The sequence below is a fragment of the Psychroserpens sp. genome (assembly GCF_045105015.1).
Lineage (GTDB): Bacteria > Bacteroidota > Bacteroidia > Flavobacteriales > Flavobacteriaceae > Psychroserpens.
This window is the reverse complement of record NZ_JBGCCX010000146.1, coordinates 1-14,429: the sequence shown is the minus strand read 5'-3', so window position 1 is coordinate 14,429 and position 14,429 is coordinate 1. Positions and strand designations below refer to the sequence as shown.

Annotated in this window: 12 protein-coding genes; 9 read left to right on the top strand and 3 right to left on the bottom strand. The window is 31.9% G+C overall.

The window, feature by feature from the left end:
- The first annotated feature begins 37 nt into the window (after positions 1–37).
- Genes aroC through AB8B90_RS11220 form a run of 7 tightly spaced genes read left to right on the top strand, consistent with a single transcriptional unit; the run spans position 38 to position 6,806 of the window.
- Complete coding sequence (gene aroC / locus AB8B90_RS11250; RefSeq protein WP_405336911.1) at positions 38–1,099, top strand: chorismate synthase; 1,062 nt, start codon at positions 38–40, stop codon at positions 1,097–1,099.
- A 25-nt stretch (positions 1,100–1,124) separates the two neighbouring features.
- Positions 1,125–2,570: a dicarboxylate/amino acid:cation symporter gene (locus AB8B90_RS11245; protein WP_405336909.1), complete on the top strand. Its 1,446-nt coding sequence runs from the start codon at positions 1,125–1,127 to the stop codon at positions 2,568–2,570.
- Between the two features lie 59 nt (positions 2,571–2,629).
- On the top strand, positions 2,630–3,667 hold the full coding sequence (gene gshB, locus AB8B90_RS11240) for a glutathione synthase (RefSeq protein ID WP_405336907.1): 1,038 nt from the start codon (positions 2,630–2,632) through the stop codon (positions 3,665–3,667).
- Positions 3,660–4,478, top strand: a complete 819-nt coding sequence (locus AB8B90_RS11235) for a sulfurtransferase (RefSeq protein WP_405336905.1) — start codon at positions 3,660–3,662, stop codon at positions 4,476–4,478. Before gshB ends, AB8B90_RS11235 begins: the two co-directional genes overlap by 8 nt.
- A gap of 4 nt (positions 4,479–4,482) precedes the next feature.
- Positions 4,483–4,809 (top strand): hypothetical protein, encoded by a 327-nt coding sequence (locus tag AB8B90_RS11230; RefSeq protein WP_405336903.1) that lies wholly within the window; start codon positions 4,483–4,485, stop codon positions 4,807–4,809.
- Positions 4,810–4,815: 6 nt separating this feature from the next.
- Complete coding sequence (locus tag AB8B90_RS11225) at positions 4,816–5,646, top strand: N-formylglutamate amidohydrolase (RefSeq protein ID WP_405336901.1); 831 nt, start codon at positions 4,816–4,818, stop codon at positions 5,644–5,646.
- Positions 5,646–6,806: a flavohemoglobin expression-modulating QEGLA motif protein gene (locus tag AB8B90_RS11220; protein ID WP_405336899.1), complete on the top strand. Its 1,161-nt coding sequence runs from the start codon at positions 5,646–5,648 to the stop codon at positions 6,804–6,806. Before AB8B90_RS11225 ends, AB8B90_RS11220 begins: the two co-directional genes overlap by 1 nt.
- 146 nt (positions 6,807–6,952) lie before the next feature.
- On the opposite strand, the gene AB8B90_RS11215 is transcribed toward AB8B90_RS11220, so the two are convergent.
- The 3 genes from AB8B90_RS11215 to AB8B90_RS11205 form a co-directional block, all read right to left on the bottom strand.
- Positions 6,953–8,848, bottom strand: a complete 1,896-nt coding sequence (locus tag AB8B90_RS11215) for a mucoidy inhibitor MuiA family protein (RefSeq protein ID WP_405336897.1) — start codon at positions 8,846–8,848, stop codon at positions 6,953–6,955.
- Between the two features lie 388 nt (positions 8,849–9,236).
- Positions 9,237–9,656: a thiol-disulfide oxidoreductase DCC family protein gene (locus tag AB8B90_RS11210; protein WP_405336895.1), complete on the bottom strand. Its 420-nt coding sequence runs from the start codon at positions 9,654–9,656 to the stop codon at positions 9,237–9,239.
- Between the two features lie 22 nt (positions 9,657–9,678).
- Entirely contained in the window at positions 9,679–11,490 is a 1,812-nt protein-coding gene (locus tag AB8B90_RS11205) for a hypothetical protein (RefSeq protein ID WP_405336893.1), read from the bottom strand.
- A gap of 372 nt (positions 11,491–11,862) precedes the next feature.
- Here AB8B90_RS11205 and AB8B90_RS11200 point away from each other — a divergent pair, with 372 nt between their 5' ends.
- Complete coding sequence (locus AB8B90_RS11200; protein WP_405336891.1) at positions 11,863–12,801, top strand: hypothetical protein; 939 nt, start codon at positions 11,863–11,865, stop codon at positions 12,799–12,801.
- A gap of 24 nt (positions 12,802–12,825) precedes the next feature.
- Complete coding sequence (locus tag AB8B90_RS11195) at positions 12,826–14,385, top strand: thiol-activated cytolysin family protein (protein ID WP_405336889.1); 1,560 nt, start codon at positions 12,826–12,828, stop codon at positions 14,383–14,385.
- Positions 14,386–14,429: the final 44 nt, after the last annotated feature.

The following is a 14,429-nucleotide window of genomic DNA, read 5'->3' as shown; positions in this document are numbered from 1 at the left end:
AAATAAGTATCAATTAACTTAGCAGAAAAACTAGTATATGGCTGGAAATACCTTTGGAAATATTTTCAAACTCACCACATTTGGAGAATCACATGGTCTTGCTATTGGTGGCATTATTGATGGTTGTCCTGCTGGATTAAAAATTGACTTTGATGCTATTCAAAATGAAATGAATAGACGAAAACCTGGTCAGTCAGCTATTGTTACACAACGTAAAGAACCTGACACAGTCGAATTTCTCTCAGGTCTTTTTGAAGGACAAACTACTGGTACACCAATAGGCTTTGTGATCAAAAACACGAATCAGAAATCTAAAGATTATTCACACATTAAAGACGTATATCGTCCTAGTCATGCAGATTACACTTATGAAAAAAAGTATGGTATTCGGGATTATCGAGGAGGAGGAAGAAGTTCTGCTCGAGAAACAGCATGTAGAGTAGTTGCTGGAGCAATCGCTAAACAATTAATAAGTACCATTCAAATTAATGCCTATACCTCTTCAGTAGGAGATTTATTTCTTGAAAAACCTTATCAAGATTTAGATTTTTCAAAAACAGAAACTAATGCTGTGCGTTGTCCTGACGAAGACATTGCCAATCAAATGATTGAAAAAATTAAATCCATAAAAAAAGATGGCGATACTATTGGAGGTACTATTACTTGTGTACTTCAAAATGTTCCTTTAGGATTAGGTGAACCAGTATTTGATAAACTTCATGCAGATTTAGGCAAAGCTATGCTTAGTATAAACGCCGTAAAAGGTTTTGAATATGGTAGTGGCTTTTGTGGTGCAAGAATGAAAGGAAGTGATCACAACGATTTATTTAATGATGATGGCACTACAAAAACAAACTTATCAGGAGGTATTCAAGGTGGTATAAGTAATGGAATGGATATTTACTTTCGAGTAGCCTTCAAACCCGTAGCGACATTAATTCAAAAACAAAACACATTAGATAGTTCTGGAAACATTATAGAAATGCAAGGTAAAGGTCGACACGATCCTTGTGTGGTTCCTAGAGCAATACCAATTGTTGAAGCAATGGCAGCTTTAGTGTTAGCAGATTTCTATTTGCTCAATAAAATGTATCAATAGACATTCTTTAACTTCTTTATTATTTATGAAAAAATTAGCTCTACATTGGAAAATTATCATTGGAATGGTGTTAGGTGTCATTTGGGCATTAGTATCTAGTTCGATGGGATGGAGTCAATTCACAATTGACTGGATTGATCCTTTCGGTACGATCTTTATTAATTTACTGAAACTTATTGCTGTTCCTTTAGTATTATTTTCAATCATAAGTGGTGTTGCAAATATTGGAGATCCAGCGAGTTTAGGTAGAATGGGAGGAAAGACACTAGGAATTTATCTCCTGACAACAATTATGGCAATTGCTTTAGGATTATTACTTGTGAATTCTTTTAAACCTGGAAAACTTATTGACGAACAGAGTCGAATTGATAATAGGATCAGCTATGAAATATGGGCTGATTCTCAAGGTTATGAAGTTAAAGACGGTATCAATTATCTTAAAAATCCAGATTTCTTTGAACGTGCTCAAGAAATTTCAAAACTATCAAATAACGATCTTCAAGAAGCTTCAGTTGCTGATAAAATGAAAACTGTAAAAAGCCGAAGAGAAACAACACCATTACAACCTCTAGTAGACATTGTTCCAAGTAACTTTTTCTATTCATTATCAAATAATGGTCTTATGCTTCAAATTATATTTTTTGCAGTATTCTTTGGCGTGTGCTTATTATTCATTTCTAAAGCCAAATCAAAACCTGTACTTAATCTTGTTGATGGTGTTAATGAAGTATTCCTTAAAATGGTTGATATTGTTATGCAAGCTGCTCCATTTTTTGTGTTTGCGCTTTTAGCTGGTGTCGTTTCAAAAATGGCTGGAAATGATGTTGGTAAAGTGATTGAAATATTTAAAGGTTTAGGTTGGTATTCACTCGTAGTACTCGTAGGTTTATTGTTGATGATATTTGTGATTTACCCATTAATATTAAAAACATTCGTAAAGAAGATTCCCTATACTGGATTTTTCAAGTCAATGAGTCCAGCTCAAACACTTGCATTCTCAACATCTAGTAGTGCAGCAACACTTCCAGTAACAATGGAATGTGTAGAACAAAACTTAGGAGTTAATAAGAAAATAAGTAGTTTCGTTTTGCCTATAGGTGCGACAGTAAACATGGATGGAACTAGTTTATATCAAGCTGTGGCTGTTATATTTTTAGCGCAAATGCATATGATAGATTTAACGGTTGGACAACAGATTACTGTTGTACTAACGGCTACTTTAGCGTCTATTGGATCTGCAGCTGTACCAAGTGCAGGATTAGTAATGCTAATTATCGTGTTAGATTCTGTTGGATTAAATCCAGCTTGGATTGCAATTATATTTCCAGTAGACAGAATACTAGATATGTTTAGAACTGTAGTTAATGTAACTGGCGATGCAACTGTTTGCTCAATTATAGCTGATGGTGAAAACATGTTAGACTATAAAGAAAAGGCGAGTCCAACTGAAACTTTTGATTTAGATTCTTAATCTATTTTAAATATTGCATTTAAATTTATAACTTTAAAATCAACCAAAAAATATCGACTATGAATGTTTGTTTTATCATGTATCCTTGGGAAGACATCGATCCAGAAAATGATACGAGTCTAGCTTTAATTAAAGAATGTGTAAAGCGTGGTCATGGAGTAGCCATCTGTACACCTGCAAATTTAACAATTAGAGATAGTGTTACCAATGCATTTTGTATGGTTTTAAATCGAATGGAAAAAGTGCCTTCTACGCTAAAAGCATTCTACAACAAATCTAAATTACGAGAAGAAATGCTGCCATTAGCTGGGTTTGATGCTATTTTCTTTAGAGCAAATCCTCCTCTAGACCCAATCATGTTAAACTTTTTAGATTCTGTAAAAGATGATGTGTTTATTGTTAATTCACTTCAAGGAATGCGAGAAGCAAATAACAAATTGTATACTGCAGCTTTTGGTGATGCACACAGTAATATTATTCCAAATACACATGTATCAAAAAACAAAAATTACCTCATAAATCAAATTAGAGAATCAAAGGCAGACAAAATGATATTGAAGCCTCTTAACGGTTTTGGTGGTTCTGGAGTGATTTTAATTGAAAAATCAGCAATGAGTAATATTAATTCTTTATTAGACTTTTATATTACAGGCAGTGATGGTTCTTCAAATTATGTGATTTTACAAGATTATATTGAAGGTGCAGATCAAGGTGATGTTAGAATTTTATTACTAAACGGTGAGCCAGTTGGTGCTATGAAACGTGTTCCTGGTTCAGATGATCATCGTTCAAATGTATCTGCTGGTGGTTCAGTACAAAAGCACTCATTGACTAAGGCTGAAAAAGCATTGTGTAAGCAAATTGGTCCGAAACTCGTTAAAGACGGACTTTATTTTGTTGGAATTGATGTCATTGGCGGAAAACTTGTAGAAGTGAATGTGATGTCTCCTGGTGGAATTACATACATTAATAAAGTATATAAATCTAAAATTAAAGTTGAAGAACGCGTTATAGATTTCTTAGAAAGTAAGGTTGTAGATCAATTACAAGCTTTCGATAGACGCACTAGATTGCGTAAGACTGTTCAGGATGCCTAATACTAATTTAGTCTCTTCAATCGTTAGTTGTAATTGGCTGTATGAGAATGAGCATTTAGAACATTTAATCATTTTAGATGCAAGTGTTAAGTCAAACCATTCAACTACAGACGACCAAATTCCTAATTCAAGACATATTGACATCAAAAGGAAATTTAGTGATGTCAATGCTAATTTCCCTAATGCATTTCCTTCTAAAAAACAATTTGAAAGTGAGGCCAGAAACCTTGGTATTAACAAAGATTCGATTGTAATTGTCTATGATGATAAAGGTATATATTGGAGTCCGAGAGTTTGGTGGTTGTTCAAAACTTTCGGATTTAAAAACATTGCAGTATTAGATGGTGGATTACCAGAATGGAAAAAACAAGGTTACCTAACATCATTGTCCTCAAATGTTAAGAATTGGAAACTTGGTAACGTTATAGCAACATATAACACTTCAAAAATGTGTTTTTTTGATGGTATTTTGAAAGCAACAAATGATGAAACCACAACTATAATTGATGCACGTTCTAGTGACCGTTTCAACTGCGAAATCCCTGAGCCAAGAGCAGGTTTAAGAAGTGGGACAATACCTAATTCTGTAAATCTTCCTTACACAAATTTACTAAGTGGAAATTGCTTGAAACCAAAACAAGAATTACAAACGATTTTTAATACTTTTACAATAGGAGAAAATTCAGTAACTTTTTCCTGTGGATCTGGAATTACGGCTTGCATTTTAGCATTAGCAGCAAAAATTTCTGATTACAAACAAATTACTGTTTATGATGGTTCATGGACAGAATACGGAACTTTAACAACTTAATATCGTGAATACCAATTGGACAAAACAAGAATTAGTAGCCTATATTTTAATGTATGTAGCTCATTCAGATTTAAAAGAAACTGTACAAGAACAGGAGTATATTCTATCTCGTGTAAATTCTGATACTTATAAGCATGTAAAACAAGAATTTGATGCGGATAACGATTATCAAAGTATTACTAAAATTGTTGATGCTGTAAATGCTGAACCAACCTATAGCAATAATCCTTCTGAATTATTTGCAGATATAAAACTTATGGCATTTGCGGATGGAAAAATGGACCAAATGGAACATGCCATATACAATAGTTTAAAAAAGATATTGAGCTAAAAAACTATGGAGCGATTATCAGTTGAAGCCATAATTTCAAAAATCAATAATGAAGACTGCTTTCATGCGATTTCTGAAGATTATTCGTTTACGCTAAAAATTGATAGGTATGTGCATTACGTTTGTGGAGCTGTACATGACGGACATCAATTTAGAAAAGAGCTTTGGGAGAATTGTTTGCATACTGAATATGAACGTTGGTATGAAGAAGATCCTGAAACAAAAAATATGATAACTTCACATCCAATTGTTATAGCTGGTTGTGATTCTCGATTTGAATATGATTTAAATAGAACTCCTGAAGATGCTGTTTTTGAAACGGCTTGGGGAAAACAACTATGGAAGCAACCTTTACCCGAAGATCAAAAGCAAAAAAGCCAGAATAAGCATGCAAATTTCTACAAAATAGTTCATGCCTTAATTGCAAAACTTGAAGCAAAGTTTGGTGTTTGTATAGTTTATGACATGCATAGCTACAATTGGAAACGTTGGGATAGGGAAGTACCTACATGGAATTTAGGCACTTCTAATGTCAATAATGAACGCTTTGGAGATGATATTGAACTTTGGAGACAGCGTTTGTCTGATATCAAATTTCCATATAGTATTAAGTCTACATCTAAAATTAATGACACCTTTCAAGGCAATGGATATTTTCTAAAATTCATTACCAATAACTTCAAAAATACCTTAGTTTTGGCAACTGAAATTGCAAAGGTGTATTGTGATGAATACGATTATGTTATATTTCCTGAAGTCGTTGACACAGTTGAGCAACAACTTCGACAACATTTACTTGACCACGCTGCCAATTTCTATAAAAAACACAACGCATAATGTCGCAAATTCCTAGTACGTCTGAATATCAAGATTTATTTGATATCGATGGAAACCTTGATAGATTGGTTCAGAAAATTGAAGTCCTCAATTACATCAATCCTTTAAATATAGAACGTGAAAAAAAGCAGTTTTTTTCTTCTAAATACTCATACGACCCTGTATTTAAATACCCAAAAATTAAATTCAACGGATACAAACTTCATAGATTGTTTTTTTCACAACGTTTGGAGCGTATTCAAGATGAAGATATTAGACAATTGTATGAAGATGTCATTTATGAATATTCTGGACTAATCGAGTGCATTCAGACCATTAATCAAGGACGTAAGTTTTATTTTAATAGCTTGAAGAGTTTTGGTACACCTACTGAAAAAGATATCGATAATGCAAAATTCATTTTGCGTTTTGATGACAGTGATTTTGATGAAGAGTTATTGCCAATGTATTCTGTTGATGAAGCTGTAGATTACTTTAAAGAATACTCTGAGCGTTATGATTTTAAATATAATATCAAGTTGTCGACAAATATTTCGGCAGCAGCAATGGTTTTAAACAATACGCAAACTTTAGTATTGCGTAAGAATCATAAGTTTAGTTTAAATCAGTTAAAAGTGTTGACTAATCATGAAATTGGAGTTCATATGGTAACCACATTCAATGGTTTATCCCAACCATTAAAAGTCTTTTCTAACGGATTGCCAAATAATGTTGAAACTCAAGAAGGATTGGCTGTGTATTCCGAATATATGTCTGGTTGTTTAACCATGAAACGATTGAAAGAATTAGCATATCGCGTTATTGCAGTAGACACATTAAACAAGGGTTATAATTTTGCTGATACGTTTGATTTACTACACAACCAATATAAATTAAATAGAGATAAATCCTTTGCAATTACGTTACGTGTGCATCGTGGAGGAGGGTTTACGAAAGATCATTTATATTTAAGAGGAATTAATCGAGTTTATAATTATGCAAAAGCTGGAGGAGATTTAAATCCGCTGCTTACAGGAAAAGTGAGTTTAGAATATATAGATTCAATAAAAAAACTTCAAGATTTAGGTTTGGCTATTCCTTCAAAATATTACACAGATGCTTATATAAGCAATGATAATTCGAATACCAATTTAGATTTTATTTTAAAAAGTTTAAAATAAAAAGCCTCAAAGCGCAACTTGTCGTTTAGATTTTATTCTAAAACTTATCTAGTGTTAGACTTGCACAAGATAAGAACCTGATTCATTCCCAACTAACAGAAGTTAGGCTCAAGCTGACTGTTTTGCTTTAAGGCTTTACAACCAAATTATAGGTTTATTCGCTTGTTTTTAGGGTATTTTAATGCATATGAAAATTCATATGTTTTTTTGACGTTACTAGGTAAACTTAAAGTCCATTTTAAAAGTCCTTTTTTGTTATCATATTCAGAAGTCCCAGTTTCAACATCGTCTACTTTAATCTCTTTATTTTGACTTATCGGAATTCTATCATACAATACTAAATCGATAGCAGAAGCTTTATTGTTCTTTAATTCAATTTCATAATGTTTTGCAATAATCTTATTGTTTCCTATGAAAGTATTCTTTTTAAAGTCTTTAGGTTGGGTTCGTTTTACAACTACATTTTGATCAACACCTAATGAAATCGTCATTTCATTATTTGATGTTTGCGGATTAATATGTGTTTTTCCAGAATAACTGCCTTCAAAATAAACATTCGCTTCAGCAGGTAACAAGTTGTATTGTTCAAAGTTTTCAATTTTAGCCGTTAAAAAAACATTTTCATTCAATATAGGTGCTGCAAAATAGGAATAGGTTGCAGGTAATGCATATTTGTCAATTTCGATTACTGTAACATCCTCATTTGAAGAGATGTCATAGGTTTTACTAATTTCAAAACTAATGTTTGTAATACCATCCTCAATAACATTACCATTTGAAGTGTAATTTTTAAATTCAACATAAGGTTCATCATCTAAATCTTGATCTATCATGTTTTGCACACTATTAGTCATACCAGAAACTTTTGATCTATAGCCTGTAACAACTAATTCATCTAATGCGGCAATATCGTCTTCTAAACTTATATTCATTACTGATGAATGGATTGGTAATTCTTCACTCATCATGCTAATAAATGAATATACTAAATGATTACCTCCTTGAATTCTAATGGTGTATTTCCCCTCAAAATCGGTTTGAACGCCATTTGATGTTCCTTTCTCGATGATATTAACACCAGGAAGTGGTAATCCGTCAACAGAAGATGTCACAACACCAGAAACTGTTCTTACAGTCGGATTATAGTTATAATTATGACGCTTTGAAGCTCTTCTTCCATAATAGTTAGCATTTACAAAGTTTAAATATTTTGGATTGACTTCTGGCTTTATATTATTCGTATTCGGATTGCTGGTTGATAGTCTGATTTTCACGTCATTCCAATCAAGACCAGTGTTTTGATATACATGTGCCTTATAAGTTAATTGCAAAGGTGAATTAATATTGTCAGCCTTTAAATCATAAATAGGAAACCATCCAGCATTGGTAACGTTATAAGAGATAATTAAATTCAAATTTGTACTTGTACTTGAATTAAGCTTTAGTTTAATTTCTCCTGTTTGTAATTTTTCTTGAGCATTATATTCTCTTAATTGATTATTGACATCTGTTATTTCTTTGTTTATCTCTTGTTTCTTTTTAACTGAAGTATAAATACTAGATTTGATCTCAGTCATACGATGTCTATAATATGAAGCAAATTGTTTAAGCTTTTCAAGGTTTACCACTTGATTTTGGTTTCCTAAAACTCTATTATTCTGAATCACATACATTTCTTCATTATAGCCATGGATTAAATGATCTTCATATTGAATCTTATCATTTAAAACTTTAATTCGCTCTTTGAGTGATTCAATTTCTATTGTATGCTGTTTCTTAGTAAGGAAATTTATTCCGTAGTTAATAGATAATATGGAAGCATTTTGTAAACCTGAAACTTGAATACTATTTTCTTGAATATTTGGTGATAGTCCATCAAGAATAAATTCTGTAGAACCAGATTGCAGTTGTATGGATGTAGTTCTGGTTATTTGAGCACCATTAAGATACACAGTAACATCTTTAAGTTTCGATGATGTAGTTCGTTTGTTAGCGAAAGCAAAAGATGATATAAATAAAAGTAAAAATAATGAACGTCTCATATGGTTTTGGTTTTAAATTCATTATAAAACTAGCAACAGTATGAAGTATATAAAACCCGTTGTGAGTGAAGTCTATTTTTGGCTGAGTAAACCCATATTTTAAATTAGTATGAGCTTTTTATGATTATAAATGGCAATTAGAAATATAATCGTGTAACTCATAGATGATTTTTGCAATTTCATTTTTTTAAACAATTATTTCATGCTTTATATCGATAAAATAAGCTGACTTCTAGGGCTTTGCGTAGATTTGAAGTATCAAAATAAATGTGCTATTAATCATTAATAATGTTAGATAATCCCTCAAATGATTAGTATAAAATTTTAGAGTTAAATTAGTTTTAATTAGTTGTTAGTTATTAAAGTCCTTTTTTTTAAAAGGGCTTTTTTATTTTAAAAACTTACTAGTTAATTCTGGTGTAGGTATCATACAAGCATCTTTTTTTCCATACCAACTGTATCTATTTCTGGCAACAAAATCGTAAACCCAATTTCTTATAAATGTTGGAATTATAAAAAACACAGCCATAAGATTTCTTGGAAAACCTAGCTGCTTAGCAATATGCAATGCAGCACTAGACTTTATAGATAAACCTTTAGCATTAGAGTAGAGTAGTATAGAATCTATCTTAGAAGGATCTATATTATATTTGTCAATGACTTGTTTACCTGCTTGACTTTGCAAAGGTGCAAACATAAAGCGATTGGTTTTATCATGTTTTATTACATATAAAACAGAGCTGTTGCAGAGGTTGCAAACACCATCAAATAGAATTAGTTGTTTATCTTTTGGTAAATCTTGTATCACAATACAAAAATAGGTGATTGCTTTATAAGCTGTTTAAAAATTGCGTTAAATCGTCTTCTTTATCAAGCTGTAGCTTTTTCTTTAGTCTGTATTTAGATTTTAATACACTATCTGGTAATACATTTAACATAGATGCAATTTCTTTTGTCGATAAATTCATTCTTAAAAATGAGGCTAAACGGATTTCTTTTTCGGTAACCTCTTCTGAAATCGACTTAATTTTATGATCAAAATTATTATGTACTTCTGAGAAATAGGACTTGAAAACTTCCCAGTCTTTGTCTTCGGCATTTTGTTTTTTTAAGAGCATTACGATTCGCCTAAATTCAACCTTAAAAAGTTCTGGAGATTTTTTAATTTTTTCTAGGTTCTCTTTTAACTCTTGTATAAATGTGTTTTTCTGAACTAAATGCAATGTCTGAGATGCGAGTTCTTTCTTTTTGAATTCAATTTCTTGTTTATAGATTTCTTCTTGTTTTTCTCTAGCAATTCTATTTTTCTTAATACGTTGTTTAAAACCGAAGTAGAGTAAAGCAGTAATTATAATAAATGATATCATACCAATTGCATACAATGTTTTTTGAGTTTTACTTAAAGACACATCCTTTTTTAATAATGCAATCTGTGCTTCCTTTTTTTCAGTTTCATAGCGTTCTCGCATATTCGCTATTTCCTTTTCTTTTTCAATAGTAAAAATAGAATCCTTGGTAGATATATATTCTTGATAAACATTAACTGCATCAGATGATTTATTGTTTAATGTTAAAGCTTTGGCATGTAGTTTTAATGCGTTTAAATATCCGTCTGAAACACCTCGTTTTTTCTCATCCTCATATACTTTTGAAGTTTGTATTAAAGCAAGTGCATTGTTATTGTTACCTAAATATGCTTTAGCTAAAAATTTCCTGTTTAAATTTAAAAGTTGGGTGTTTTCTAACCTGATAGATTCTTCAATACCATATTTCAATAAGTTAATGGCTTTTTCAGATTCACCATTTAAATAATAGGCATGACCTAAATGTGTGTTGCAATGTAAAACACTATTTGAATTTTTACCTTTAAAAATCTTAATGGCTTCTGGTATGTTTTTAAGTGATAATTGATGTCTTCCAATATCATTAGCAATTAAGGATATATTAACCAATGACGCAGCATACATACTAGAGTCCTCCGCTTTTAAAAACCCTTTTGCAGCTTCTTCATAATTTGAAATAGCTAACTCATCATCATAATTGGAACTATAAGTATTGGCTAAAGTGAATAGAAATCCACTTTGACGATGAAGATTATTACTTGCATCAACATATACCTTAGTTTCTAGTAAGATCTCAATTGATTTTTTTAAGTTCCCTAATCGCCTATATGCACTAGCTAATCGTATTCTACTAATGGCAATCTCACTACTATCATTTACTAACTCTGCCCAATAAATTGCTTTTTCATAAATAGGGACTAGACTATCTATTTTTCCAGTACGAGAAAACGCATAACCCAATTCTCTAAGTAATCTATTTGTAACTAAAGGGTGATTTTCTCCTTTTAGTTTTAATCCTCTTTTAGCAAATTCGATATGATTATCGACGCTTCCGGAAAGATCTAAAACATTACAGACTTCAAAATAAGTTTGTGCCAAAATGGAATCATTTTGAATTTTTTCTGAAGCAAGTATTGCTTGTTCAAAAAAATCATTACAATTTGATTTCTTTTTTTTTAGGCAATCATTTCCCTGTTGTATTAAATCATTTTGTGTTTTTGGTAATTCATAAATGTGATTTTGTGCAGAAATTGATACAATAGAAAAAAACACTAAAAAAAATGAAATTCTGTAAATCATGATATGGTTGTTTGATAAGACTAAGATAATTAATAAACGCTTCTAATTATAGTTGTTGTCTTTCTTCAGAAACACTCTGTCTAGGCTTTGTCTATGAAAAAACAAGCTTAAAAGACATTTAAACTATTGATTGTCATTTAATTAAATGGGTTTTGAGTTTGTGATTTCTTGTTATTATATACATGAAAATTATTAGCCTGTCCATAGTTTGTCCATGTCGGAAATTAGAATTTAGTGGACTTCGATTCTAAATTTGGCTTGTCGTTAATAAATAATGGCATAAATATTTTGTGGTGTCTTGCGCTGGATTGGCTGCAGACTTTTCCAGTTGTAAGTCGCTACAAAAATCATAACCACAAAATCTTTATTACAATGAAAACAAATCTTTTTTTAAAACTGATCTTCTTTTTCTGTATCGCACTTATCGTATCGTGTAGTACTGAAGAAGACGGAGAATCAAACGACCCAACAGACAATTTAATTACGGTTAATATTGCTGAGTACCCTTCCAGTGGAGATTTAATTACTGAAATCAATTCTAGTTTAGAAGGATCATTATCATATAACATAACCTTACAGACGGTCTCACAAGCCATTTTGATAAATGGAAATGAACTTCGAGTAGGTGATTGGTTAGCCTTTGATTTTGAAGCTAATGAATTTCTGTATTTCAATGTTGAAGTAAGTAATGGTAATGATACAGAACTTTTAGAATACAAAATAGCTATTCAAGATGTTGATGATATCTGGGCATTTTTAAATGGAAATACGAGAACGGCTTATGAAGATGCTTCACCAGGTGAATGGGTTTGGATTACTGAAAGCGAGTACAATAATCTTTTTAATTATCTGGCAGAAACATCTAAAAGTGGTGCTTCAGATACTCAATTATTTAATAATAATTCAGTACAACAGGTAACAGGAGGTAAGACCTTTGCTAATGCCAATCAAAATAGCATGCCAATGGATCATTATTTTTTTGCATTTAAATATTATTCTTGGTCAAGCAATGCCGCAAGTAACCGCGTAAAATTATCAGAAACATCTGCAGAATTATCTTTCTCTAGTGTTGGCGAAATATTGCCTAACCATGATGATGGTTTTAATCATTTCGTACTAAAAGGCGCAAATACAAAAACCATGTCTGAGGCTTACCTAGGTTTATATGCATCATTAAAAATTGGGGCTAAAGATGATAGCAATAGCAGCTATAATCTTGGTGGAGGAAACACGGCTAATTTAGACGATACGGTTTTAGGTAAGATATTACTTCAACAAGGTTTGAGTACGTCTTTAAAGCAATGGGATTAATTATTTTTATTAAACAATAAAATCATGAAAACAATAAAACAAAATTCAGCAAAATTTAATTTAAAATTCTTCCTATTATTTGCTTTAGCATTGGTTGCATTAAATTGTAGTAAACCAGACGATAGTTCTGATGAGGAAGAAGAAAACCCATTTGCTGCTAGCATTAATGAATATTTACTTGGATTAAATTATGATGGAAATACACTGCTCGAGGTTAAAAATACTGGAGGGTTGCCAAATTTTAGAGAAGAAACTTCTAGCAGTATGGGAAACACTCCTCCTGTTAATGGACAAACATCATTTTGTTCTACAGCAAATTGGTCTCTAGATTCCAATTTTGATGATGTGGCCATATTACGACCAAACCTAGATGCAATTTATCCAGGAGCACTTGTTGCGACAAATGATAATATGCTAAATGGGAATCCAGATCCTTTGTCCATTGAGAAAGGAGCTTATACCTTACGAATCAACCTACCAGGAATTGGTGAAAATGGCGTTTTGAATATCCAAAATCCTTCTAAATCTTTGGTAGATACTAAAATTGATAATGCATTACAATGGTGGTACGACAATTCTGGTGATAATCAAATTCCTGCGAATTCAGTTTATAGTTCTGCAAACTTGTATTCTTCAATGCAAGTAAGTAGAGATATAGGATTAAACTTGTCTTGGGCAGATAATAATGTTGCAGCTCAGCTAGATTTTACGAGTAATACGGAGCGAAGAGTAGCAACTATGTCTTTTAAGCAGGTATTCTTTTCTGTAACAATGGACACGCCTGCATCACCAGCAGCTATGTTAGGTAACACCTTAACCTTAGATGATGTTAGAGCTAGAATTACAGACGCAGTACCAGCTACTTATGTAAGTTCTGTGTCTTATGGAAAAATATTAGTATTGCGAATGGAAACGGAATACACTGAGGAAACATCAGATATTGATCTAAGTGCAGTTTTAGATTATAGCGTAAATGTTGACGCGACATACGACGAGGAAAAAGAATCTATTATTGCATCTTCTACGTTTAAGTTATTATCTATTGGTGGTAATGCAGAAGTTGGTGTAAGTCCAATTAGTAGCTCAGATTTTACGTCTGGTCCTGGAGGGTTTATAGATGCTATTACTGGTTCTAATGCATTATTAAGTGCTGATAATCCAGGAGTGCCTATTGCATATACAATGCGTTTTCTTAGGGATAATTCTCTGGCCAAAATGGGGTACAATACTAATTATTCTATTGAACAATGTGACCCAAGTGCAAATTTTGTACATGAAGATGTAAATGTTACCAATAATTCATATCATGATACACGCTTTTACTTTAAATATAAACCTTCAGGAGGGAATTTTTATTTAATTGGTCCAAAATACGAACTAAACCAAGGTTCTTCCACTACAAAATCGCCACCAAATGGTGCTTATGATGTAGAAATTGTTTTCGAAAGTCAGATTGGTTGGTTTGGTGATTGGGAAGAAATAGGAGACTGCGATATTGGACATGTTACATATGAACGCTCATACCAATTTACTGGAGGAGATATTAATGATCATGGAACTGTTCCAGGTTGTGGTGCAGATTAATTCTACTTTTTGGATTCCACTAATTCCAATAGATCCCTATTAAC